Origin of the sequence: Actinoplanes sp. M2I2, from assembly GCF_023544445.1 — a bacterium.
Lineage (GTDB): Bacteria > Actinomycetota > Actinomycetes > Mycobacteriales > Micromonosporaceae > Actinoplanes.
Window position 1 is genome coordinate 344,146 of sequence record NZ_JALPVJ010000005.1, and the last position, 22,760, is coordinate 366,905.

At 70.9% G+C, this 22,760-nt stretch carries 23 protein-coding genes and 1 tRNA gene; 14 read left to right on the plus strand and 10 right to left on the minus strand.

The window, feature by feature from the left end; genetic code table 11:
* Positions 1 to 23 precede the first annotated feature (23 nt).
* The 3 genes from ilvA to HJC40_RS12580 are packed head-to-tail and all read right to left on the minus strand — an operon-like array spanning position 24 to position 3,882.
* Complete coding sequence (gene ilvA / locus HJC40_RS12570; RefSeq protein WP_250001092.1) at positions 24 to 1,274, minus strand: threonine ammonia-lyase; 1,251 nt, start codon at positions 1,272 to 1,274, stop codon at positions 24 to 26.
* Between the two features lie 48 nt (positions 1,275 to 1,322).
* Positions 1,323 to 2,681 (minus strand): amidase, encoded by a 1,359-nt coding sequence (locus HJC40_RS12575; protein ID WP_250001093.1) that lies wholly within the window; start codon positions 2,679 to 2,681, stop codon positions 1,323 to 1,325.
* Between the two features lie 49 nt (positions 2,682 to 2,730).
* Entirely contained in the window at positions 2,731 to 3,882 is a 1,152-nt protein-coding gene (locus HJC40_RS12580) for a cystathionine gamma-synthase (protein ID WP_250001094.1), read from the minus strand.
* A 24-nt stretch (positions 3,883 to 3,906) separates the two neighbouring features.
* Between HJC40_RS12580 and HJC40_RS12585 the strand changes: the two genes are divergently transcribed.
* The 5 genes from HJC40_RS12585 (at position 3,907) to HJC40_RS12605 (ending at position 6,494) form a co-directional block, all read left to right on the plus strand.
* On the plus strand, positions 3,907 to 4,320 hold the full coding sequence (locus tag HJC40_RS12585) for an HIT family protein (protein WP_250001095.1): 414 nt from the start codon (positions 3,907 to 3,909) through the stop codon (positions 4,318 to 4,320).
* Positions 4,321 to 4,368: 48 nt separating this feature from the next.
* Entirely contained in the window at positions 4,369 to 5,031 is a 663-nt protein-coding gene (gene msrA, locus HJC40_RS12590; RefSeq protein ID WP_250001559.1) for a peptide-methionine (S)-S-oxide reductase MsrA, read from the plus strand.
* A gap of 22 nt (positions 5,032 to 5,053) precedes the next feature.
* Positions 5,054 to 5,392: a hypothetical protein gene (locus tag HJC40_RS12595; protein ID WP_250001096.1), complete on the plus strand. Its 339-nt coding sequence runs from the start codon at positions 5,054 to 5,056 to the stop codon at positions 5,390 to 5,392.
* A gap of 2 nt (positions 5,393 to 5,394) precedes the next feature.
* A complete protein-coding gene (locus tag HJC40_RS12600) occupies positions 5,395 to 6,045 on the plus strand; it encodes a nucleotidyl transferase AbiEii/AbiGii toxin family protein (RefSeq protein ID WP_308200889.1) in 651 nt (216 codons plus the stop codon).
* Positions 6,046 to 6,164: 119 nt separating this feature from the next.
* Positions 6,165 to 6,494: a hypothetical protein gene (locus HJC40_RS12605; RefSeq protein WP_250001099.1), complete on the plus strand. Its 330-nt coding sequence runs from the start codon at positions 6,165 to 6,167 to the stop codon at positions 6,492 to 6,494.
* On the opposite strand, the gene HJC40_RS12610 is transcribed toward HJC40_RS12605, so the two are convergent.
* A complete protein-coding gene (locus HJC40_RS12610; protein WP_250001101.1) occupies positions 6,491 to 6,661 on the minus strand; it encodes a hypothetical protein in 171 nt (56 codons plus the stop codon). The two genes, HJC40_RS12605 and HJC40_RS12610, sit on opposite strands and share 4 nt — an antisense overlap.
* Positions 6,662 to 6,788: 127 nt before the next feature.
* Between HJC40_RS12610 and HJC40_RS12615 the strand changes: the two genes are divergently transcribed.
* From HJC40_RS12615 to HJC40_RS12625, 3 genes are all read left to right on the plus strand, one after another.
* The gene (locus HJC40_RS12615) at positions 6,789 to 8,207 is read left to right on the plus strand and encodes a CYTH and CHAD domain-containing protein (protein ID WP_250001103.1); all 1,419 of its coding nucleotides are present in this window, start codon (positions 6,789 to 6,791) and stop codon (positions 8,205 to 8,207) included.
* A gap of 73 nt (positions 8,208 to 8,280) precedes the next feature.
* Complete coding sequence (ppk2, locus tag HJC40_RS12620; protein ID WP_250001105.1) at positions 8,281 to 9,306, plus strand: polyphosphate kinase 2; 1,026 nt, start codon at positions 8,281 to 8,283, stop codon at positions 9,304 to 9,306.
* Positions 9,307 to 9,584: 278 nt separating this feature from the next.
* Positions 9,585 to 10,499 carry a ribonuclease Z gene (locus tag HJC40_RS12625; protein ID WP_250001106.1) on the plus strand — a complete coding sequence of 305 codons (915 nt, stop codon included), beginning with the start codon at positions 9,585 to 9,587 and terminating at the stop codon, positions 10,497 to 10,499.
* A 325-nt stretch (positions 10,500 to 10,824) separates the two neighbouring features.
* On the opposite strand, the gene HJC40_RS12630 is transcribed toward HJC40_RS12625, so the two are convergent.
* A complete protein-coding gene (locus HJC40_RS12630) occupies positions 10,825 to 11,142 on the minus strand; it encodes a hypothetical protein (RefSeq protein WP_250001108.1) in 318 nt (105 codons plus the stop codon).
* Between the two features lie 193 nt (positions 11,143 to 11,335).
* On the opposite strand from HJC40_RS12630, the gene HJC40_RS12635 reads away from it, so the two are divergent.
* The 3 genes from HJC40_RS12635 to HJC40_RS12645 all read left to right on the plus strand — a co-directional run bounded on the left by HJC40_RS12635 (position 11,336) and on the right by HJC40_RS12645 (position 15,029).
* A complete protein-coding gene (locus tag HJC40_RS12635; protein WP_250001109.1) occupies positions 11,336 to 12,280 on the plus strand; it encodes a S1C family serine protease in 945 nt (314 codons plus the stop codon).
* A gap of 192 nt (positions 12,281 to 12,472) precedes the next feature.
* Positions 12,473 to 12,766, plus strand: coding sequence for a hypothetical protein (locus tag HJC40_RS12640; protein ID WP_250001110.1), 294 nt, complete (start codon positions 12,473 to 12,475; stop codon positions 12,764 to 12,766).
* Positions 12,767 to 12,854: 88 nt separating this feature from the next.
* Positions 12,855 to 15,029 carry a TPM domain-containing protein gene (locus tag HJC40_RS12645; protein WP_250001111.1) on the plus strand — a complete coding sequence of 725 codons (2,175 nt, stop codon included), beginning with the start codon at positions 12,855 to 12,857 and terminating at the stop codon, positions 15,027 to 15,029.
* Positions 15,030 to 15,561: 532 nt separating this feature from the next.
* On the opposite strand, the gene HJC40_RS12650 is transcribed toward HJC40_RS12645, so the two are convergent.
* Positions 15,562 to 16,920 carry a cystathionine beta-synthase gene (locus HJC40_RS12650; RefSeq protein ID WP_250001112.1) on the minus strand — a complete coding sequence of 453 codons (1,359 nt, stop codon included), beginning with the start codon at positions 16,918 to 16,920 and terminating at the stop codon, positions 15,562 to 15,564.
* A 3-nt stretch (positions 16,921 to 16,923) separates the two neighbouring features.
* A complete protein-coding gene (locus tag HJC40_RS12655; RefSeq protein WP_250001113.1) occupies positions 16,924 to 17,268 on the minus strand; it encodes a YkvA family protein in 345 nt (114 codons plus the stop codon).
* A 182-nt stretch (positions 17,269 to 17,450) separates the two neighbouring features.
* On the opposite strand from HJC40_RS12655, the gene HJC40_RS12660 reads away from it, so the two are divergent.
* From HJC40_RS12660 to HJC40_RS12670, 3 genes are all read left to right on the plus strand, one after another.
* A complete protein-coding gene (locus tag HJC40_RS12660; RefSeq protein ID WP_250001114.1) occupies positions 17,451 to 18,539 on the plus strand; it encodes an SGNH/GDSL hydrolase family protein in 1,089 nt (362 codons plus the stop codon).
* An 18-nt stretch (positions 18,540 to 18,557) separates the two neighbouring features.
* Positions 18,558 to 19,349 (plus strand): SGNH/GDSL hydrolase family protein, encoded by a 792-nt coding sequence (locus HJC40_RS12665; RefSeq protein WP_250001115.1) that lies wholly within the window; start codon positions 18,558 to 18,560, stop codon positions 19,347 to 19,349.
* 255 nt (positions 19,350 to 19,604) lie between these two features.
* Complete coding sequence (locus HJC40_RS12670; RefSeq protein WP_250001116.1) at positions 19,605 to 20,849, plus strand: acetyl-CoA C-acetyltransferase; 1,245 nt, start codon at positions 19,605 to 19,607, stop codon at positions 20,847 to 20,849.
* 434 nt (positions 20,850 to 21,283) lie between these two features.
* Here the strand turns inward: HJC40_RS12670 and HJC40_RS12675 are convergent, their stop codons facing one another.
* The 3 genes from HJC40_RS12675 to HJC40_RS12685 all read right to left on the minus strand — a co-directional run bounded on the left by HJC40_RS12675 (position 21,284) and on the right by HJC40_RS12685 (position 22,717).
* Positions 21,284 to 21,586, minus strand: a complete 303-nt coding sequence (locus tag HJC40_RS12675; protein WP_250001118.1) for a hypothetical protein — start codon at positions 21,584 to 21,586, stop codon at positions 21,284 to 21,286.
* A gap of 67 nt (positions 21,587 to 21,653) precedes the next feature.
* Positions 21,654 to 22,481: a Bax inhibitor-1/YccA family protein gene (locus HJC40_RS12680; protein ID WP_250001119.1), complete on the minus strand. Its 828-nt coding sequence runs from the start codon at positions 22,479 to 22,481 to the stop codon at positions 21,654 to 21,656.
* A gap of 149 nt (positions 22,482 to 22,630) precedes the next feature.
* Positions 22,631 to 22,717: transfer RNA gene (locus HJC40_RS12685), tRNA-Leu, on the minus strand.
* Positions 22,718 to 22,760: the final 43 nt, after the last annotated feature.

The window sequence follows — 22,760 nt, forward strand, 5'->3', positions numbered from 1 at the left end:
CGCGGCTCGGCCGCGGGCTCCCCTCACGGAGTCGTGTCGGCCAGCTGCGACACCCGGTATCCCGAGTCGCGCAGCGCACTGATCAACGCGGCTGAGTGGTCGGGCCCGCGGGTCTCGACCGAGAGAGCGACCTCGGCCTCGCCGAAGCTCAGCCGCGGGCTCTGCCGCGAGTGCGCCACGTCGACCACGTTGGCCCGCTGACCGGCGATCTGACCGAGCAGCCGGGCCAGCTCACCGGGCCGGTCGGTGCAGCGCACGGCCAGCCGCAGGAAGCGGCCGGCCGACGCGAGCCCGTGCTCGATCACCCGCAGCAGCAGCATCGGGTCGATGTTGCCGCCAGAGAGGACGGCCACCGCCGGACCGTCGTCCGGCGGGGCGTACGCGCCGGTGAGCAGGGCCGCCACCCCGGCCGCACCGGCCGGTTCGACCACCGACTTGTGCCGCTCGAGCAGCACCAGCAGCGCGGCCGACAAGTCCTCGTCGCTGACCGTCACGATCTCGTCGACGAGCTTGCTGACATGCGCGAACGTGAGGTCGCCGGGGCGCAGCACGCAGATGCCGTCGGCGATCGTGACGCCCCGGTCGAGCTTCTGCGGCGACCCGGCGGCCAGCGAGGGCGGGTACGCCGCGGCGCCGCTCGCCTGCACCCCCACCACCCGGATGCCCGGTCGCAGCGCCTTGGCCGCGACGGCCACCCCCGAGATCAGCCCGCCGCCGCCCACCGCGGTGATGATCGTGGTCACGTCGGGACACTGCTCGAGGATCTCCAGGCCCACGGTGCCCTGCCCGGCGATCACGTCGGGGTGGTCGAACGGGTGGATCAGCACCGCGCCGGTCCGTTCGGCGAAGTCCCGGGCCGCCTCGAGGGAGTCGTCGACGCTCGTGCCGGCGTACTCGATCGCGGCGCCGTACCCCTTGGTCGCGGTCACCTTGGGCAGCGGGGCGCCCTCGGGCATGAACACGGTGGCCCGCGCACCCAGCATCTCGGCCGCCAGCGCGACGCCCTGCGCGTGGTTGCCGGCGCTGGCCGCGACGACCCCGCGAGCCCGCTCGGCGTCGGAGAGGCGGGCGATGCGGGTGTACGCGCCGCGCACCTTGTACGAGCCGGCGCGCTGCTGGTTCTCGCACTTGAGCCAGACCGGGGTGCCGGTGATCTCGGTGAGCGGGCGGGACGGGATCAGCGGGGTGGTCTTGACCACGCCGGTCAGAAGCTCGCGGGCGGCCTCGATGTCGGCCGGCGCGAGCAGGTCGAGCGGGTGGGGTACACCATTCATGCCGTGAATGCTGCCACCCGCTCCCCCGGGATCGTCCGCCGCCCGGTTTCAGTAGGCGTGACGCTGCCAGGGGTTGAGCACCTCGAACTGCCCGGCCACGGCGAGCAGCAGCGCCTCCGAGTCGGGCGGGCCGACCAGCTGAACGCCCAGCGGCAGGCCGTCGGGGCGGGTGCCGACCGGCACGACGATGGCCGGCAGGCCCGCGACGTTCCAGGGGGCGGCGTACGGGGCGTACCTCATGCTGTCGGACATGTTCTGCCGCCAGGAACCGCCGGCGTGGCCGTCGGCGAGCGGCGGCGCGGCGGCCAGCGCCGGAGTGAGCAACAGGTCGAGGGAGTTGTCGGCGAAGAACCGGATCGCCGTCTCGCGGTAGGCGTCGCGCTGCGACTGCCGCACCAGGCCGGCGCGCAGCGCCCACTTGCCGAGGCGGATGTGCCGGCGGGTCCGCGGCTGCAGCTGGGCCAGCTGGTAGTCGGCGGACTCGCGATAGGCCGACGCGAACCAGGTGGCCAGCGTCCCGATGCCCAGGGTCTGCGGGTACGGCGGGTTGGCCGTGATCGTGTCGTGCCCGGCCCGCACCAGCAGCTTGGACGCGGTGCTCACGGCCGAGGCGTTGGGCTCGTCGAGGCGTACGCCGGCCAGGGGTGACCTGACCGACACCCCGACCCGCAGCCGGCTCGGCTCGACGAGCTTGATCGGGTCGCGGCCGGCCAGCACCGAGAAACCCAGCGCGGCGTCGGTGACGGTGGTGGTGAGCACGCCGTTCTCGACCAGGCCGTACCAGTTGGTGATGCCCAGGTCGGACGGCACCACGCCGCGGCCGGGCTTGAGCCCGACCAGCCCGCAACAGGCCGCCGGGATGCGGATCGAGCCGAGCCCGTCGTTGCACTGCGCGATCGGCACCAGCCCGGCGGCGACCGCGGCGGCCGCACCCCCGGAGGAGCCACCCGGCGTACGGTCACGGTCCCACGGGTTGCGGGTGGCGCCGTCGCCGTCGTCGGTGACCGCCCACAGGCCCATCTCGGGCATGCGCGTCGTGCCGATCACGACCGCCCCGGCGCCGCGCAGTCGGCGGACCACCTCGTGGTCGTCCTCGGCGACGTCGGCCTTGCGGGCGGCGGCCGAGCCGTTCCAGATCGGCAGCCCGGCCACCGCGGTGTTCTCCTTGACCGCGACCGGCACGCCGGCCAGCGGCAGGTTGGCCAGATCCTCCTGGTCGTCGACCTTCTCGGCCTCGGTGATCGCCTCGCCGCCGCGGATCACCCGGAAGGCGTCCAGCGTCGGATCGGTGATCGCGATCTGCTCCAGGTGGTCGGCCACGACCTGAGTGGCGGTCGCGTCACCACGCCGCACCGCGCGGGAGATCTGCCTCGCGGTGGCGCCTACCCAGGTCGTACCGTCGCTCATTGCCTCTCCGTCTTGTCCAGTCTTACGCCGGTTCCCACCGTGGCGACGCTCAGCCGAGTGCCTGCTCCAGGTCGGCGAGCAGATCGTCAACGGTTTCGATGCCGACAGACAGTCGCACGAGATCGGCGGGGACTTCAAGCGCCGAGCCCGCAGCCGACAGGTGTGTCATCTGCCCCGGGTGCTCGATGAGCGACTCGATGCCGCCCAGGGACTCGGCGAGCACGAAGAGCTTGGTCCGGTTGCAGATGTCGATGGCCTTCTCCATGCCCCCGGCCGCGCGGAACGACACCATGCCGCCGAAGCGCTGCATCTGCTTGGCCGCGATGTCGTGCCCCGGGTGCGTCTCGAGGCCCGGGTAGAGCACCTCGGTCACCGCCGGGTGCTCGCTGAGGAACCCGACGACACGCTCCGCGTTGTCACAGTGCCTTTCCATCCGTACGCCCAGGGTCTTGATGCCCCGCAGGGTGAGCCACGCGTCGAACGGGCCGTTGACCGCGCCCATCGCGTTCTGGTGGAAGGCCAGCTGGTCGCCGAGGTCGTCGTTGGCCGTGACCAGGGCGCCGCCGACCACATCGGAGTGCCCGCCGAGATACTTCGTGGTCGAGTGCACGATCACGTCGGCGCCGAAGGTGAGCGGCTGCTGCAGGTACGGCGACGCGAACGTGTTGTCGACCACGAGCAGCGCGTCGTACTCGTGGGCCAGCCCGGCCAGGGCCGCGATGTCGGCCACGTTGAGCAGCGGGTTGGTCGGGGTCTCGGCCCAGATCAGCTTGGTGACGCCGGGCCGGAACGCGGCCCGCACCTGGTCGAGGTCGTCGAGGGAGACGGCCGTCCAGTCCAGCCCCCAGTTCTCGGCCACCTTGGCGAAGAGGCGATAGGTGCCGCCGTACGCGTCGTCGGGGATCACCACGTGGTCGCCGGGCCGGCACACCGCGCGCAGCAGCGTGTCCTCGGCCGCGAGACCGCTGGCGAAGGCGAGACCGCGACGACCGCCCTCGATCGCGGCCAGGCACTCCTGCAGGGCGTCCCGGGTGGGGTTGCCGGAGCGGCTGTACTCGTAGCCGAGCCGGGGCGCGCCGACGGCGTCCTGGGCGTACGTGCTCGTCTGATAGATCGGAGGCACGACCGCCCCGGTCCGGGGGTCCGGATCCTGGCCGGCGTGGATGGCGAGGGTGTCGAACCCGTAGTCGTTAGCCGTCATGCTCGGCAAGGCTAGTCTCACCTGGTGGCATCGTGCGTCTTCTGCGACATCGTGGCGGGGTCGGTGCCCGCCTTCAAGGTGGTCGACTCGCCCGACGGGGTGGGGTTCCTCGACACGCGGCCGGTCTTCAAGGGTCACGTGCTCGTCGTCCCCCGCGATCACGTGGTGACGTTGCCCGAGCTACCGGCGGCCGATCTGCCCGGATTCTTCGGACTTGTGCAACGCGTGGCCGCCGCGGTGCCGGCGGCCCTGGGCGCGCAGGGCACCTTCGTCGCCAACAACAACATCGTCTCGCAGTCCGTGGCCCACCTGCATTTCCACGTGGTCCCCCGGACGAAAGGTGACGGACTTCGCGGCTTCTTCTGGCCGCGGCACAAGTACGAGAGCGACGAGGAGGCGGCGTCCTACGCGGCCACGATCGCCGCGAAACTCGGGTAAGGCCGGGAGGCCTCCCGGCGTTGCACCAGCCGGATGAAGGGAGTGACCGTGTTCCTGCGGCACAAGAAGCTCGAGCTGATCACCTCCGACCAGGCCCTGCCCGGACGCCCCCTGGAGATGCCGGTCGCCGACAAGCACACCGTGCTCGGCACCCCGCTCAAGGGACCGTGGCCGGCCGGCTTCGAGGTGGCGGTCTTCGGGATGGGATGTTTCTGGGGCGCCGAGCGGATCTTCTGGGAGCTGCCGGGCGTCTACTCGACCTCGGTCGGCTACGCGGGCGGGTTCACCAGGAACCCGACCTACGAGGAGACCTGCTCCGGTTCGACCGGCCACACCGAGGTGGTCCAGGTGGTCTACGACCCCAGCAAGATCCAGTACGAGGACCTGCTGAAGGCCTTCTGGGAGAACCACAACCCGACCCAGGGCAACCGCCAGGGCAACGACGTGGGCACCCAGTACCGTTCGGCGATCTACACGACGACGGACGAGCAGGCCCGGATCGCGCAGCAGTCGCTGGAGGCCTTCCAGCCGGTGGTCACCGCGGCCCGCCACGGCCAGATCACCACCGAGGTCCGTCCCCTGGGCGCATATTTTTACGCTGAGGATTATCACCAGCAGTATCTGTCGGACGCCAAGAACCCGTACGGCTACTGCAACCACGGCCCCAACGGCATGACCTGCCCCGTGGGCGTGGCCCGCACCGCCGGGTAAAGTCCGGGGCAAAGGGGGCACGATGACCAGTGGCGAAGCACCGCATCGGCGGTACGCGAAGCCCGTCGTCGTGCCCGTCCGGCTTGATCTGCTCGGCGGCCCGACCACCGGCGTGATTCATCTTCCACGCCACCTCAAGTGGTCGGGCAGCCCCCAGTACGACCTCGATCAACCCGGTCGGATGCTGGACCTCTATCGCGCCGTGATCAATGAGGCGGCCACCCCCACCGATCTGCACACTTATCTTGATCGAGACACGCTCGTCCGCCTCTGGGTAGAGATGTGGCTCCCGGATGTGGTGCGTCAATCGTGGGAGTCCCGCTTTCCGGAGCTGACGCAACACCGCGCCACGGCGGCCTGAGGGTGGAACCTCGGCATGAGCGCATCACCGAAATAGCGCTTACCGCCGGCGGTCGCTACGGATTTGCATTGGCGGGTGGCTACGCCGTCAGCGCTCACGGAATGGGCAACCGCCCCAGCGGCGATGTCGACCTCTTCACCGATTGGCAACGGCGTGCTGATTTTCCGCTTGCTGTCGATGAGGTGGTCGCAGCGCTCGCCGCCCACGGATTCGACGTGGCCGAGGTCGTCCGCACCGACACCTTCGCACGACTCCTGTTGACCGACCAGGATCACGCCGATGCGGAACCCGACAAGCTGGAACTTTCGGCGGATTGGCGGGCTCACGCGCCCGTGCTTCTCCGGATCGGACCGGTCCTTCACCCGGACGATGCCGTGGCCAACAAGATGATCGCGTTGTACGGCCGCGCTGCCGCCCGTGACTTTCTGGATGTCGACGCCGCGATCACTTCGGGGCGGTACACCCGGGAACGTCTCATCGAATTGGCGATCGCATCGGACTCCGGCTTTGAGCGCGGCCGATTCGCCCAGGCGCTGGGTGTGCTCAACAGCATCACCGACGCCGACTTCGCCCTGTATGACCTGCCATCGAGTCACCTGGTCACCCTGCGGGTGAGCTTCGCGCGGTGGCGGGATGACTTGCTCGCAGAGTGAGGACAGGACCGCGGCAAGCGCCGTGGGGGGATTTCATGCCTCAGGGTGTAAAAGATCGACATGTCCCTAAATGGTTCGCACACTGGGGAAGACAGCGGTCCAGTGGGAGGTGAACCCCCATGCCGATTTTTTACAACGACGAGGAGCGGCAGGCCTGGATCCTCGCAGAGGCCCTCGCCGAGCAGGCTGAGGAGTCGATGCGCGAGGCTCAGGCGGCGCTCGAGACCTGGAAGACCGGCAAGGAGATGAATCGGCTGCGCTGCCTCCGCAAGGGGATCAGCGAGTCGGACGCGGAGATCCGCTGGTCGGCTTCCGCCAATGCCAAGAACGCGCTCACCAACAATGGCTTCTACGTCGGCCTGGCGACCATGTATTACGGCGCCGCCTCGGCGCACTACTCCCGCGCGCTGTATCTGCGCAGCCTTGGCGGCCGGCCGATGGCCGCCTAGCCGACCTCGTCCTCGGGAGCCGGCGCGGTCTGCGTCTGAGACGCGGGTGGCGCCGGCGACGACGGGGCCGCCGAGGCTGGTGTGGCCAGCGTGAGACCGAGCACCGCGCCGGCGCCGATCAGGCCGAGGCCGGCCAGTGAGACGGGCCGGCGATCGGACTTCTCCATGCGTTTCCTCCGAGATGAGCACTCGAGCCGACTTTCCACGGTGACACCCGTTCCTGCGACCCGGCTGTGCACCACCTGCCAATCACTTGGCCTGTGTGAGCGTCACTCGTTCGGGCAATATGAACACATGGAGATCGCCACCGAAACCGAGCGTAAATACGACGTGCCCGCCGAGTTTCGGCTGCCCGACCTCGACGGTAAGGCCGGGATCAGCAGCACCGCCGGCGCCGAGACCCATGACCTCGACGCCACCTACTTCGACACCGACGACCTCGCCCTGATGCGGAACCGCCGGACACTTCGGCGGCGCTCCGGGGGCGCCGACGCCGGCTGGCATCTGAAGACCCCCGGCGAGGGCACGGACCGCACCGAACACCGCCTCCCCCTCAACGGCACACCCGAAACCGTCCCGGCCGAGCTGGTCGCCCAGGTGCGCGCGATCGTCCGCCGCCAGGGTCTCAAGCCGATCGCCCGGCTGCGGACGCACCGGGTCGAGACGCCGCTGCGCGACGCCCAGGGCAACACGCTCGCGCTGGTCGCACAGGATCAGGTGACCGCCGAGACCGACGGCCGCGAGCAGCGCTGGCAGGAGGTCGAGGTCGAGTTGGTCGACGGCAGCCCCAAGCTGCTCGCCGTGGTGGAGAAGGCGCTGCTCAGCGCGGGTGCCACGGTCGCGCAGGGCCCGTCCAAGGTGGCGCGCGCCCTCGGCGACCGGCCCGAGCCCGCTGCGCCCGGGAAAGCGAAGAGCCCCGTTCTGCAGTACGTACGGGAGCAGCGCGACGCCATCACGGGCTACGACCCGGGCGTTCGCCGGGGTGACCCCGAGGCCATCCACAAGATGCGCGTGGGCACACGGCGCCTGCGGAGCACCCTCAAGACGTTCAAGCGCACCTTCCCCGGCGCGGCCGACCTCAACGACGAGCTGAAGTGGCTGGCCGATCTGCTCGGCCAGGTGCGCGACGGTCAGGTGCAGGAGGGCAAGCTGCTGGCCGGGCTGGACGAGGCGGGCGAGCAGTTCGCGCCGGTCGCCACCCGCATTCGCGAGCACCTCGACAACCAGGTGGCCCAGGGCCGCGCCGCGCTCGACGAGGCGCTCGAGAGTGAGCGTTATCTGACCCTGCTCGACCGCATCGACCAGCTCGCCACGCAGCAGACGGTGGAGCCCGACCCGATCCGGCGGGCGGCCAAGAGCCTGGCCAAGGCCGACGCCCTGCTCGACGAGGCGCTGGCCCACGGTGAGGATCATGAGCTGCACGACGCCCGCAAGGCCTACAAGCGAGCCCGGTACGCCGTCGAGGTCTTCCAGCCCGCAGGCGGCAAACCGGCGAAGAAGCTGGTCGACGCGCTGACCGAGCTGCAGGACGTGCTCGGCGCCCACCAGGACTCGGTGGTCGCCCGCGAGCTGCTGCACGAGCTCGGCCAGGACAGCTTCTGGTTCGGCGTGCTGTGGGCCCGGCAGGAGCAGGTGGGCAAGGACACGTACGCGCAGTTGCCCGTGGTGGTGGAGACCTCGAGGCGCAAGAGTTTCCGGCAATGGCTCAGCTGATGTTCATCTGACGCTCGTTGAGACACGCCCGGGCGTGGGTATGTAGTAGGGCATGCAGTCGGAGGCGGAACAGATGGACCAGGCTGAGCAGGCCGAGCAGACTGAGCAAGCCGAGCACGTTGAGCAAGCCGACCAGGTCGAGCACACCGAGCAGGCCGAGCACAACGGCCGCGAGGATCTCACCACGAGCCCGTACGACGGGCCGGTCGAGGAGCTGGGCGGCTATCGGGTCGCCGACGATGACGACGATGACCCGGTGCTCCTCAACGCCGACGGCACCCCGGTCGACACCTGGCGCGAGGACTACCCGTACGACGAGCGGATGCCCCGCGCCGAGTACGACCACCACAAGCGGCTGCTGCAGATCGAGTTGCTGAAGCTGCAGAACTGGTTCAAGGACACCGGTGAGCGGCTGGTGATCCTCTTCGAGGGGCGCGACGCCGCGGGCAAGGGCGGCACCATCAAGCGGTTCATGGAGCATCTGAACCCGCGGGGCGCGGCGGTGATCGCCCTCGAGAAGCCGAACGAGCGCGAGAGCACCCAGTGGTACTACCAGCGCTACATCAAGCACCTGCCGTCGGCCGGCGAGATCGTCATGTTCGACCGGTCCTGGTACAACCGGGCCGGCGTCGAGCGGGTCATGGGCTTCTGCACCCGCGCCGAGTATCTCGAGTTCATGCGGCAGACCCCTGAGCTGGAGCGGATGCTCGTGCGCTCCGGCATCCACCTGGTCAAGTTCTGGTTCTCGGTGACGCAGGGCGAGCAGCGCACCCGTTTCGCCATTCGCCAGGTCGATCCCGTACGGCAGTGGAAGCTCTCCCCCAACGACATCGCATCGCTCGACAAATGGGGCGACTACACCGAGGCCAAGGAGGCGATGTTCTTCTACACCGACACCGCCGACGCGCCCTGGACCGTGGTGAAGAGCAACGACAAGAAGCGCGCCCGGCTCGAGGCGATGCGGCACGTCCTCAACCGCTTCGACTACGACAACAAAGACACCGACGTCGTCGGTACGCCCGATTCACTGATCGTCGGCCCGGCCTCGCTGGCGGTCGAAGGCACCGAGATGTCCCCGCGCGTATTCCCGCGTCTGTAGTGATCTAAAAAGTGTTGGCGAGCACCGCCTCCAGTGGTTAACGTGGCCGTACACGTGAAGGGAGGTGGTCCGAAGTTGTATAGCAACGGGACTCGTGAGGTGGCTGTCCGCTAGCCGCTGTCCTCGACAGCTTCGTAGCAATACGTCGAGACCGTGTGGCAGCGGTGCGGCGAATACCAGATAGCCACCCGACCCCTGGGGATCCGGCCTTGTCCGACCGGACCGTGCATACGTGTACGGAAGTCCCCAGGGGTCGTTTTATTTCCCAGGGAGTTCGGGTGCGCGAGCTGGTCGTTCTCGGCACGGCGAGTCAGGTGCCGACGCGCCACCGCAACCACAACGGCTACCTGCTGCGCTGGGACGACGAGGTGATCCTCTTCGACCCGGGCGAGGGCACCCAGCGCCAGATGCTGATGGCCGGCCTCGCGGTCACCCCGATCCGGCGGGTCTGCATCACCCACTTCCACGGCGACCACAGCCTCGGCCTGCCCGGCATCCTGCAGCGCATCTCGCTCGACAAGGTGCCGCACCCGGTCACGATCCACTACCCGGCCGCCGGTCAGGAGTTCTACGACCGGCTGCGGCACGCCACGAGCTACTGGGACAACGCCGACATCGTGGCTTCGCCGATCGAGGGCGCGAGCTTCTCGGTCCCGACCTCCGCGGGGCGCCTCACGGCGCTGCCCCTCAGCCATTCCCTTCCCACGTACGGGTATCGCCTGGACGAACCGGCCGGGCGCCGCATGCTTCCCTCGTTGCTGGCCGCCCACGGCATCGCCGGGGCCGCCGTCGGCGCATTGCAGCGCACCGGCCGGGTCGGCGACGTGACGCTCGATCAGGTCAGCGTCGACCGGCCGGGGCAGAGCTTCGCCTTCATCATGGACACCGGGCTCTGCGACAGCGTGCTGGAGCTGGCCGCGGGCGTCGACCTGCTGGTCATCGAGTCGACCTTCCTGACCGAGGACGCGACCCTGGCGGCCATGGTGGGGCATCTGACGGCCGCGCAGGCCGGGGCGGTGGCGCGCCAGGCGGGCGTACGCAAGCTGGTGCTGACCCATTTCTCGCAGCGCTATTCCGACGCGTCCCGGTTTCTCGACGAGGCACGGCAGAGCGGCTTCGAGGGCGAGATCGTGATCGCGGAGGATCTGGGACGCGTGCCGGTGCCGCCGAGGCGTACGGCCGGCGTCGCCTGACGAGCGTTTGCTGGGCGGGAGTGCGAGACCGTGATGGAACGGGGGAACCTGTGGTCCCGCACTCCCGCCAACCGTCCCGCCCGAACCGGGGGGCGCGTCTGGCCGGAGACGCTGGACCAGCGGAGGCGTGCCGGTCCTGGTTCGGTTCGAGGGCGGGTCCTGCAGGCGGGAGATCGCGACGCTGGCGGGGCGCAGCGGACTCCTCGCCGGGCGACGTCGTCCGGGCCGGATGGCCATGGCCTGCCGGGGGAGGTCAAGCTGACGGTCGACGTCGGTGGCTCGTTATTCGTTGTTCGTTCGGTGATGCCAGTCGGTCAGGTGCCGGCTAGTCGAAGTAGCCGCGGTTCGGTGTGGGGTGGCGGCGGTCGTCGGGACCGCGCATGGCCCGGATGCTGTTCAGGTCATGCCGTACGGTCCACGCCTCCCGCCACGGACGCCGGGACGCGATGTCGGCCCGCTCGGCCAGCCGCCTGGGCGCGCACGGCCACCGCCATCCGCACCAGACGCAGTTGCCGTCGTCGGCCGGTTCGGCGTGCCGCCCGAGCATCTGCTGGGCGTCCTGCCAGAGCAGGCGGTCCACAACGTCGGCCGGCATCATGTCGACCGGCATGTCGGCCGGCATCGTCTCGTCGGCGATGACCATTCCCTACCCTTTCGTCGGCGATCCGGGTGGCGGTCGGGTCGTCAAACGTCCGTCACGACCTATACAACAGCCGGGGGCCCCACCCCGGTCGGACTGTCTGTGCGATTGTCGCGACCCAGCGTGACGGACAGGTGTTCGCCCTGGGCGGACGCCGCTCGGGCATCGACACCGGTCGCACGATGTTGAAGTGTCCATGGATACCGAACACACGGGTGTCGAATCACAGGCGCTCGATGCCTACAGCCGTGTGGTGACCGGCGTCGCCACCAGCCTGCTGCCGTCGGTCGCGGCCCTCTCCGTGCGCACGGCGCGCGGCCAGGGCGCCGGCTCGGCGGTCACCTTCACCGACGACGGATTCCTGCTGACGAACGCTCACGTGGTCGCCGGCGCGACCGGCGGAACGGCCGACTTCGCCGACGGCACCGAAACCCGCTTCGACGTGGTCGGCGCGGACGCCCTTTCCGATCTCGCCGTGGTCCGCGTGCACAACGTGGGCGCACCGGCGGCCCCGCTCGGCAACGCCGACAGCCTGAAGATCGGCCAGCTGGTCGTGGCCGTGGGCAACCCCATGGGCCTGGCCGGCTCCGTGACGGCCGGCGTCGTGTCCGGCCTGGGCCGCTCGCTCCCGGCCCGCGACGGTCGCCGCGTCCGCATCATCGACAACGTCATCCAGACCGACGCCGCCCTGAACCCCGGCAACTCCGGCGGCGCGCTGGCCGACTCCACCGGCACCGTGGTCGGCATCAACACGGCGGTGGCCGGCTACGGCCTCGGCCTGGCCGTGCCGATCAACGCCACCACCCGCTCGATCATCGGCGACCTGGTCGCGAACGGCCGCGTCCGCCGGGCCTGGCTCGGCGTGGCCGGCGTGCCCGCCCCGCTGCCGCCCGCGCTGGCCCAGCGCCTGGGCCAGAAGCTGGGCCTGCGCGTGGTCGAGGTGGTGCCCGGAAGCCCGGCCGGCAATGCCGGCATCTACCTGGGCGACATCCTCGTCTCGGCCGGCGGACGGCCCACCACGACGGTGCAGGCGTTGCAGCGCCTGATGCTGGGCCCGGCCATCGGCGCCGAACTGCCGATGACGCTGCTCCGCAAGAACGCTCTCGTGGACGTCGTCACCGTCCCCGCCGAACTCGACTGACCTTCCTCCAGCCGCCCGGCCACCTCCCCCCGGCCGTGCGGCGCCGGGCCGGCTCGCCCCGCCGGCCCACCAGCGCCCGGGCGCTCCCGACCGGCTCCTCCCCCCGCCGGTCTCCGAGCACCCGGGCGCTTCGCCTTCCCCGCGCGCTTGAGCTCTGCCGGCGCCGTATCCGGCGGTGCGATACTTCCCGGTGTGATCGAGCCCGAGGTCCTCCTGGTCGCCATCGTGGACATGGCACCGGCCCACACCGCCGAGGGCAGACGCTACGAAGACGCCGTATTGGCGCTGCTTCCCCGCCACGGCGCCACGCTGGAGTCACGCCGGCCCAGCACGGACGGCACCGCAGAGGTCCACCTGATCCGGTTCCGATCCCGTACGGGCTATGAGGCCTTCCTGGCCGACCCGGAACGCCTGGCCCTGCGCGAACAGGCCGGCGACGCCGCCCCCACCACCCGCGTCATCGAGGTCGTCGACGACGCGGGCTGAGCGCACCAGGTCAGCCTGCGCGAGGCGCGTTGTCCACAGGGCTGGGACCGAGGCGGACGGGAAGGCCCGGGGGGCCTAGGTTGGGCTGGTGAAGCCGAAGCTGACCCGAGTCGTTGTTTCGCTGCTGGCCGTGCTCGGCGCCGTCGCGCTGACGGCCGGGCCGGTGGCCGCGCAGGCCCCTGAACGGCTGGCCACCCAGGTCACCGACCAGGCGGGTGTCCTCGACGACCGCGCCGGGGTCGACTCGGCGCTGGCCGAGCTGCAGAGCGCCACGGGCATCCAGCTGTTCGTCGTCATGGTCGACTCGTTCGACGGCACTCCGGCCCAGCAGTGGACCGACGAGACGGCACGGCTCAGCGACCTCGGCAACCGGGACGCGCTGCTGGCCGTGGCCGTGACCGACCGGGCGTACGCCTACTCGTTCCCCGACGACTCGCGGATCAGCGACAGCGAGCTGGCCGGCGTCGCCCAGAACGACATCGAACCGGCCCTGAGCAGAAGCGACTGGTCGGGCGCGGTGATCGCGGGCGCACGGGGCTACGCCGACGCCGGCCGGGCGAGCAGCTTCGGCTGGGTGTTCCTGGTCCTGGGCATGGTGGCCCTGATCGCGTTCGCCTGGCTGTGGTTGCGCAAGCGCCGGTCGGCCGCGCACACCGCACCCGCCGGCTCCGGTGCGGCGCCGCCCGCGCCGGCCGGCCCGACGCTCGAGGAACTGACCGCCCGGGCCAACGCCCTGCTCATCGAGCTCGACGACGACCTGCGGGCCGGCGAGCGGGAGCTGGAGCTCGCCGCCGCGCAGTACGGCGCCGAGCCCACGGCGCCGTTCCGGGCCGCGCTCGAGGCCTCCCGGCAGGACGTGGCCGAGGCGTTCCGGCTGCGCATGACCCTCGACGAGGAGCCCCCACCGGACACGACCACCCGCCGCGAGACCATGCTCCGCATCATCTCGCTCTGCGAAGCCGCGGACGCCCGGCTGGACGCCGAGTCGGAGGCGTTCGACGAGCTGCGCGACCTGGAGGGACGTGCCGCCGAGGCGGTCACCGAGGTCGACCGGCGCCGGACCGCGATCGAGGCCGCCCTGCCGGCCGCCGAGGCGACGATCCAGCAGCTGTCGGCCCGCTACTCCGGCGGTACGGTCACCGCGATCGCCGCCAACGTCGACCAGGCACGCGAGCGGCTGGCGTTCGCGGCAACCGCGCTGGCCCGGGCCCGCGAGGCCATCGGCAGCGCCGGTCCTCCCTCAGCTACGAGCATCGCGGCCGCCCCGGCCACGGGCGCCACCGGCGCTCCAGCCGCCGGCGCGGGCGCTGGTAACGGCTCGGGCGTCGGCACTGGTGGCAGTCCGGGCACGGGTGTCGCGGCCGGCGCTCCTCGCGGATCAGGGCCGGACGTGCCAGGCGGTGATCGCGCGGAGGCGGCGCTGGCGGTGCGGGCCGCGGAGCAGGCCGTCGACCAGGCCGATCAGCTGATCACGGCAGTCGGGCGGGCCGCCGCCGACCTGCCCGCCGCCCGGGCGGCCGCCGACGCGCTGATCAACGAGATCACCGGTGAGATCGCCGCCGGGCGAGCCACCCTCGCCGGCAACGCCGTGGCGCCGACCGGCCTGACCGCGGCCATCGCCGGCGGCGAACAGGTGCTGGCCGAGGTGCGCACGGCCCTGACCGGCGACCGGTCCGATCCGGTCGAGATCGTGGCCAAGCTCCAGGCAGCCGACGCCGCGCTCGACGCGGCCCTGGCCGAGGCCCGCGACGTCGCCGAACGGCTCGCCCACGACCGCACCCTCCTGACCCAGGAACTCCCGGTAGCCAGGGCCGAAGTCTCAGCGGCGAACGACTTCATCACCACCCGCCGCGGAGCCGTGCGCTCCGAGGCGCGGGCCACGCTCTCCGAGGCGGTCCGCCACCTCTCCGTGGCCGAGAGCCTGGCCGGAACGGACCCGGCCACCGCCCTGGCCGAAGCCCGCCAGGCCCGGCAACTGGCCGCACACGCCAACCAGTCCGCCTACCTCGACGTGCAGCGCTGGGGCGGAAGCGGAGGCGGCCCCGGCTGGCCCGCCGGTGCCGGCTGGGCCGGCGGCGGCCGCTCGGGCGGCTTCGACACCGGTGCCTTCGCCGGAGCCGTGCTGGGCGGCATCCTGTCCGGCGGCGGCGGCCGCTCGAGCGCCGGTTGGCACGGCGGCGGCTTCGGAGGCAGCGCCTCCCGAGGCCGCCGAACCGGCGGCGGCGGTGGCGGCGGCCGCAGAGGAGGAGGCGGCCGCTTCTGACACCCCCCACGCTGGGAGCAGCCGCCAAGGCGTAGGCCGCACAGTCGCTGACCGCTGAGCCATGCGGCAATCGGACGCGGCCCGCAGAGGACGCGGACCGTTGAGCCCGCCACGCATGGCCCCCGGCGGTCGACCGCCCAGCCCAGCGACGCAGCCGGCCGCCGAAACCGACCCACCCAAGCGCGACGTGCTGACCGTCAGCGGCACGGTGTGCTCGCGCACCCCACCACTCAGGCCCGCCCGCTCGAGACGACCGCGGTCCGGCGACCACAACGCGGAAGCCAGACCACCCACCCGCCAGGTGACCGCCCGCTTCACCCAGCAATCAGCAGCCGGCGACCCACCACCCGGCCGCCACCGCTCCCCCTGCAAGGTCGCGGGCCGGGGGTGACCACGAACGGACCCCAGCCCGCCGAACGGGCCGTTCGTGGGCACCCCCGGCCCCCGACCGTCCCACCGCAAGAAAGCCGAACCCACCAAGCGACAAAAAGGCCGGCGCAGCAAAAGCTACGCCGGCCTCAACACATCGAGGTCAGGACAGGTGAGCCAGCAGATCCTGCCGGGTCAGGACCCCAGCAGGCTTCCCGTCGATCAGGACCATGGCGGCGTCGGACCTCTCCAGCAGGGACACGGCCTCGCTCACCGGCTGCCCCCCACCGATCATCGGGAGCGGTTCGCCCATGTGGCGCTCTATCGTGTCGTGCAGGTGGGCCTGCCCCGTGAAGAGCGCATCGAGCAGCGCCTTCTCCGCGATCGACCCCGCCACCTCACCCGTGACCACCGGCGGCTCGGCCTTGAGCACCGGCAGCTGGGAGACCCCGTACTCGCGCATGTAGTCGATCGCGTCGCGCACCGTCTCGGTCGGGTGCAGGTGGATCAGCGGGGGCATCGTGCCGCCCTTGCTCTCGAGGGCGTCGGCCACCGTCGGCGCGCCCTCGACCGTACGGAGGAAGCCGTAGCGGGCCATCCAGTCGTCGTTGAAGATCTTGGACAGGTAACCGCGGCCGCCGTCGGGCAGCAGGACCACGATGACGTCGCCCGGGTCGGCCCGGCGGGCGACCTCGAGCGCCGCCACGACCGCCATGCCGCACGAGCCGCCGACCAGCAGGCCTTCCTCGCGGGCCAGGCGGCGCGTCATCTGGAACGAGTCGGAGTCGGAGACCTCGATGATCTCGTCGCAGATCCCCTTGTCGTACGTGGTCGGCCAGAAGTCCTCGCCCACGCCCTCGACCAGGTAGGGCCGCCCGGTGCCGCCGGAATAGACCGAGCCTTCCGGGTCCGCCCCGATCACCCGTACGGAACCCTGCTCCTTCAGATAGCGGCCGACCCCGGTGACCGTCCCCCCGGTGCCCACGCCCGCCACGAAGTGGGTGATCCGGCCGTCGGTCTGCTTCCACAGCTCGGGCCCGGTGTCCTCGTAGTGGGAGCGCGGGTTGGCGGCGTTGCTGTACTGGTCGGGTTTCCACGCGCCGGGCACCTCGCGGGCCAGGCGGTCGGAGACGTTGTAGTAGGAGCGCGGGTCCTCGGGCGCGACCGCGGTGGGGCAGACGACCACATCGGCCCCGTACGCCTTCAGCACGTTCCGCTTGTCCTCGCTGACCTTGTCGGGGCAGACGAAGATGCACTTGTAGCCGCGCTGCTGGGCGACCAGGGCCAGCCCGACGCCGGTGTTGCCGCTGGTCGGCTCGACGATGGTGCCACCGGGGCGCAGCAGGCCGGCCTGTTCGGCGTCGAGCACCATCCGCATGGCGATCCGGTCTTTCACCGAGCCGCCGGGATTGAAGTACTCGACCTTGGCCAGCACCGTGGCGGCGATGCCCTCGGTGACCTTGTTCAGCTTGACGAGGGGGGTGTCCCCGATGATGTCGACGACGTTGTCGTAATAGCGCACACTTCAGCCTACGACGACCCGGTCCTGCTGCCTCTCCCACTCCAGGAAGCGCTCGGTTTCGGCGAGCACCGAGCCGGCCAGCCAGGCGACCATCACGGCGTCGTCGGCCAGCCCGACGACCAGGAGGAAGGCTTCCGGGATCACGTCGATCGGCGAGAGCACGTACGCCGTGGCCGCCGCCATCATCGCCAGGCGCAGACCGCCGTCGTACTGACCGCGGGTGGTCGCCTTCATCATGCGGGGAACGGCGGCTATGCGGGTGGACAGCGACGGGCCACCCCGGGCACCGGCCATCAGCGCCCTGGCGAGCGAGGTGAACGCCGCCGTACGTTTCAGCGTCTTCGCCATGCTGTTCTCCTTTTCGCCATCCCGGCACGAACCGGGGTCCACTCCAGCATGACTTGAGCGCGCCATGATTGCCTGTCGCCCGGGCGCGATAGCCTCAAAAGACCCACTTGCTCTCGATCTTCGGGGCACAGCAGCTTCGACGACCGGGTAGTTGCCCCCAGCGAGCGACAGCGAGGGAGCCTGTGAGCACGATTCAGATCTCCGCGGACGATCGGCGCCGGATCAAACTGGCTGGTCAGATCCTCGGCGGCGTGACAGGCGCCCTGGCCACCATGACCGCCGTGTCGGCCGGCGTGCTGATGAGGCAGGCCGCCGCCGCGCGCCGGATCATCCCGATGGCCGAGGCCCCGCCCCCGCGCGGCGACGGCCTGTACGGCGGGAAGTTCGGCGGCAAGGTGATCAGCATGGTGGTCCTGGGCGATTCGACGGCCGCCGGCTACGGAGTGCACCGCCCGCGGGAGACGCCGGGCGCGCTGCTGGCCACCGGGGTGTCCCGCCGCCTGCGCCGTCCCGTCAACCTGCACCGCCTGGCCGTGGTCGGTTCCATGTCGTCCGGTCTGCCCTATCAGGTCGACGCCGCCTTGGAGCACGCCCCCGACGTCGCGATCATCCTGATCGGCGGCAACGACGTCACCCACGTCTCCGACCGCGCTTCGGCCGTACGCCACCTGGGCGACGCGGTGCGCCGGTTGCGCGAGGCGGGCTGCAAGGTGGTCGTCGGCACCTGCCCCGACCTCGGCGCGATCCAGCCGATCAAGCCGCCGCTGCGCTGGCTGGCCCGCAAGTGGAGCCGCGATCTGGCCGCCGCGCAGACCGTCGCGGTCGTGGAGGCGGGCGGTCGTACGGTGTCGATCGGCGGCCTGCTCGGGCCGATGTTCGAGGCCGACCCGGTGCGGATGTACAGCTCGGACCGCTTCCACCCGTCGGCCGAGGGCTATGCCCGGGCGGCGGCCGTGGTGATGCCGACGCTGATGGCGGTGCTCGGCGAGGACGACCGCACGGTTCTGACCGGCGACGAGGGGGTACGCAGTCTCGAGGAGGCCGCGCAGGAGGCGGTTCAGGCGCCGGGCACCGAGGTCCGGGCGGCCGGACGCTGGGCCGTTCTGCGCCGGCATCCGTGGTTCGGCGAGCCACGCTCGTGGTTCGGCGAGCCACGCTCGTGGTTCGGTCACCGGACGCCGCCGGCGCCGTCGGCGGGCCCTGTTCCCGGCGACCGCTCGGCATCGAGCCCCGTAGGGTGGACACCGGAGGATCATCAGCATGCTTCGTGACGCAGGGAGGCGAGTGGAGTGGCGGGTCTGAACGCACGGATCGGCAAGGCGGCGGCCACCGGTCTGCTCGCCGGCACGGTGGGTGGCGCTGCGCTGCTGGTCGGCGAGGTGCTCGCGGCCAAGGCCCGGCGCTACGCGAAGCCGACCATGGGCCTGGCCCTGCGGACGTCGATGGGCCGGGTCTCGGCGCCGCCGCTGCGGCTCGTGCTGCTGGGCGATTCGGCGGCGATCGGCGTGGGTGTGGAGTGGCTGAGCGAGACGGTCGGCGGCCACCTGGCCCGGTTGCTGGCCGAGGGCGGCCCCGGGGTCGGCGAGCGGCACGTGCTGCTGTCGAGCGTGGGCGTGGCCGGTTCCCGCTCCTCCGATCTGGCCACCCAGGTGGCCCGCGCGTTGCTGGGTGACCGGCCGGACGTCGCGGTTGTGCTGATCGGCGCGCACGACGCCACCAGCCTGCGCAGCCCCGAGGAGTCGGCGGCCCTGCTGGGCACGGCCGTGCGGCGGTTGCGCGAGGCGGGCGTCCGGGTCGTCGTGGGCACCTGCCCCGACCTGGGCGCGCTGCGGGCGATCGCGCCGCCGCTGCGCCAGGTCGCCGCCGTGCTGGGCCGCCGGATGGCCAAGGCGCAGGCCAAGGCCGTGACCGCCGCGGGCGGCGCGGTCGTCTCACTGGCCGACGAGACGGGCGCCGTCTTCCGGGCCGACGCGGGCACGCTCTGCTACGACGGCTTCCACCCGTCCGCCGACGGCTACCGCGTCTGGGCGCACGCCCTGTATCCGGCCGTGGTCAAAGCGGCGATGACACCCGCCGGCTGAGACCCGAGCTCGCCTGCCGGCCGAGAAGTGATTCGCCCGGCGCCCAAGAGGCGATATCCGCCCGCCAGCTGGAAGGCGATCGCCCGGCGGCCATGAAGCGATTCCCGCCGCCGGCTGAACAGGGTCCGGGAGTCGCCGATCGGCAGGTGAGGCTGGCGGTCGGCCGGAAGGCCATGACGGATTCGTAGTCGAACATGACGTGTGTGTGACGAAGTTGTACTTCCGGCTAAGTTACCCGCCGGTTAAATTGGGGCCATGCCGGAAGCTGTCATCGTCGCCACCGCCCGATCCCCCATCGGCCGTGCAGCCAAGGGATCCCTGCGGGACCTGCGTCCCGACGACCTCGCCACCACCATCATCGACGCCGCGCTGTCCAAGGTGCCGCAGCTCGACCGCACCCTGATCGAGGATCTGTACCTCGGTTGCGGGCTTCCCGGCGGTGAGCAGGGCTTCAACATGGCCCGCGTGGTCGCCACCCAGCTCGGGCTGGACGGTCTGCCGGGCGCGACCGTGACCCGCTACTGCTCATCCTCGCTGCAGACCACCCGGATGGCGTTCCACGCGATCAAGGCCGGCGAGGGTGACATCTTCGTCTCGGCCGGTGTCGAGACCGTCTCCCGGTATGCCCGGGGCAGCTCCGACGGCCTGCCCACCGAGGCGCAGGCGCTGGTCGGCGGCGGCTGGGAGAACCCGAAGTACGACGAGGCCCGGGCCCGCACCGCCAAGTACGCCGAGGGCGGCCAGACCTGGCACGACCCCCGCGACGACGACGGTCTGCCCGACATCTACATCGCCATGGGGCAGACCGCCGAGAACCTCGCGCAGATCAAGGGTGTCAGCCGCGAGGAGATGGACGAGTTCGGCGTACGCAGCCAGAACCTGGCCGAGAAGGCGATCGCCAACGGCTTCTGGGGGCGCGAGATCACCCCCGTGACGCTGCCGGACGGCACGGTCGTGTCGCAGGACGACGGCCCCCGCCCCGGTGTCACGCTCGAGGCCGTCTCGCAGCTCAAGCCCGTGTTTCGCCCGGACGGACGGGTCACCGCCGGCAACTGCTGCCCGCTGAACGACGGCGCCGCGGCCGTGGTGATCATGAGTGACACCAAGGCCCGCGAGCTGGGCATCACCCCGCTGGCCCGGATCATCTCGACCGGGGTGACCGCGCTCAGCCCCGAGATCATGGGCCTCGGCCCGGTCGAGGCGTCGAAGCAGGCGCTCAAGCGGGCCGGCATGAGCATCGGCGACGTCGACCTGGTCGAGATCAACGAGGCGTTCGCGGCGCAGGTCATCCCCTCGTACCAGGACCTGGGCATCCCGATCGAGAAGCTGAACGTGAACGGCGGCGCGATCGCCATCGGCCACCCGTTCGGCTCGACCGGCGCCCGCATGACCGGCACGCTGCTCAACTCGCTCGACTGGCACGACAAGAGCATCGGCCTGGAGACGATGTGCGTCGGCGGCGGTCAGGGCATGGCGTTGATCATCGAACGGCTGAGCTGAGACACGGCTCGACGCCCCACGGGTTCCCGCCGGGTCCGGTCTGCCACGAGCGGCCGGGCTCGGCGGAGTCGTTTCCAGACCGGCGGCCACGCTCGTCCAAGTCACCTCCGGGGCATAGGCCACGCGGAGCAGAGCCGCTTCCGGCCATCGGCCACGGCCAAGCGAGGCGACTTACAGGCCACCGGCCACGCTGAGCAAAGCCACTTCCGGACGCCGGCCACGTAGAGCAAAGCCACTTTCCGGCCATCGGCCGCTCCCGGCGGAATCACTTGCAGGCGGTCGGCCACGTTCGGCGGCAGTTTCGAACCATGCGGCCACGCTTGGCAGAGTCAGTTTCGAGCCTTGGGCCGCGCAGGCTGGCCAGGGCAGTGCCGGGGTCGCTGGTCGGGCTTCTGCGCGATCGCGAGGCGTGGAGAGGGAGGACCGCGGGAGGCTCAGCTGCGGTTGATCGTCTGGCGGAGGTCGTCGACGGCTGCGGCCGCCTCTTCGAGGACCGGGGCGGGCGGCTTGGCCGCGAGGAGGTCGTCGGCGACCACGCGCAGCTGATCGGGGAGGATCAGGTCGTGTTCGCGGGGGACCGGGCGGCGAGGGTGGCCCTCGGCGTCGGCTCCGAGGTCGGCCAGGAGCTGGACCAGGGCGTACGCCCGGTCGTTGCGACCGTCGGTCTGCCAGCGCGGCTGTTCCCAGACCCGTACCTGGTTGAGCAGGCGGTCCATCGACGTGGCGAAATCGGTCATGGCGCCCAGCGTAAAGAAGAGCGCCCGGCCCGTCGGAGGACGGGCCGGGCGCTTTTCGTGAGGAGAACTAGTCGTCCCCGCCTTGCAGGAAGCTCAGCAGGCGCAGGATCTCGATGTAGAGCCACACCAGGCTGACCAGGATGCCGAAGGCGGCGACCCAGGAGTAGCGCTGCGGCAGGCCCATGCGGACGCCCTCTTCGACCTCGTTGAAGCTGAGGATGAAGCTCAGGGCGGCCACCACGATGCAGATGACGCTGAAGAGGTAGCCCAGCGGGCCGTTGTCGCGCAGGCCGGTGTTGAAGCCGAACAGCGACAGCACCAGGTTGATCAGGATGACCGCGAACAGGCCACCCATCACGATGATCATGCCGCGCTGGAACTTCGGCGTGGCCCTGATGACCTTGGCCTTGTAGAGGAAGGCCGTCAGGAAGAAGACGCCGAAGGTGGCGACCACCGCCTGCAGCACGACGCCCTGATAGCCGGCGATCGACGCGAAGACCTTGGAGGCCATGCCGACGAAAACGCCCTCGACGACCGCGTAGGCCACGATCAGCGCGGGGTTGGCGATCCGCATGAACGAGATCACGAGGCCGAGGACCAGGCCGATGACAGCGGCGCCGATCCAGGCGACGGTGGTCGACGACGCGGGGATCACATTCCACGCGACGACGGCGGAGACGCCGGTGATGCCGAGCAGGGTGACGGTCTTGACGACGACGTCGTCGACCGTCATGGGCCGGACGGCGGGCGGAGCGGCGGGGTAATCCGACGCGCCGGGATACGGCTGACCGTAACCCGGGGCGGCACCGGCGGGACCGTAGGCCCCGTACCCGGCCGTACGCTCCCGCTCGGCCGCCTGGCCGAGGCGCGAAAGCACCGGGTTGGAAGTCTTCACTGTGTCCAGCCTCCCTTTGAGGTTGAGGCACGTTTGGCGTGCTCTACCAGCGTACGGCGTGTGGCTGATCGGCGAAGCCTCGGATAGCTGTGAACAGGCTGAATGTAAGGCCGTCGACATGAAACGGGGACGCGGAACGGGGCAGTCCCTGGTGCCCGGGGCGGGTCTCGAACCCGCACGCCTGCATGAGGCAGCCGCTTTTAAGGCGGCCGTGTCTGCCGTTCCACCACCCGGGCGGGCCCGGGGCGCTACCGTGCGCGGTAACGCTCCCAGGACACC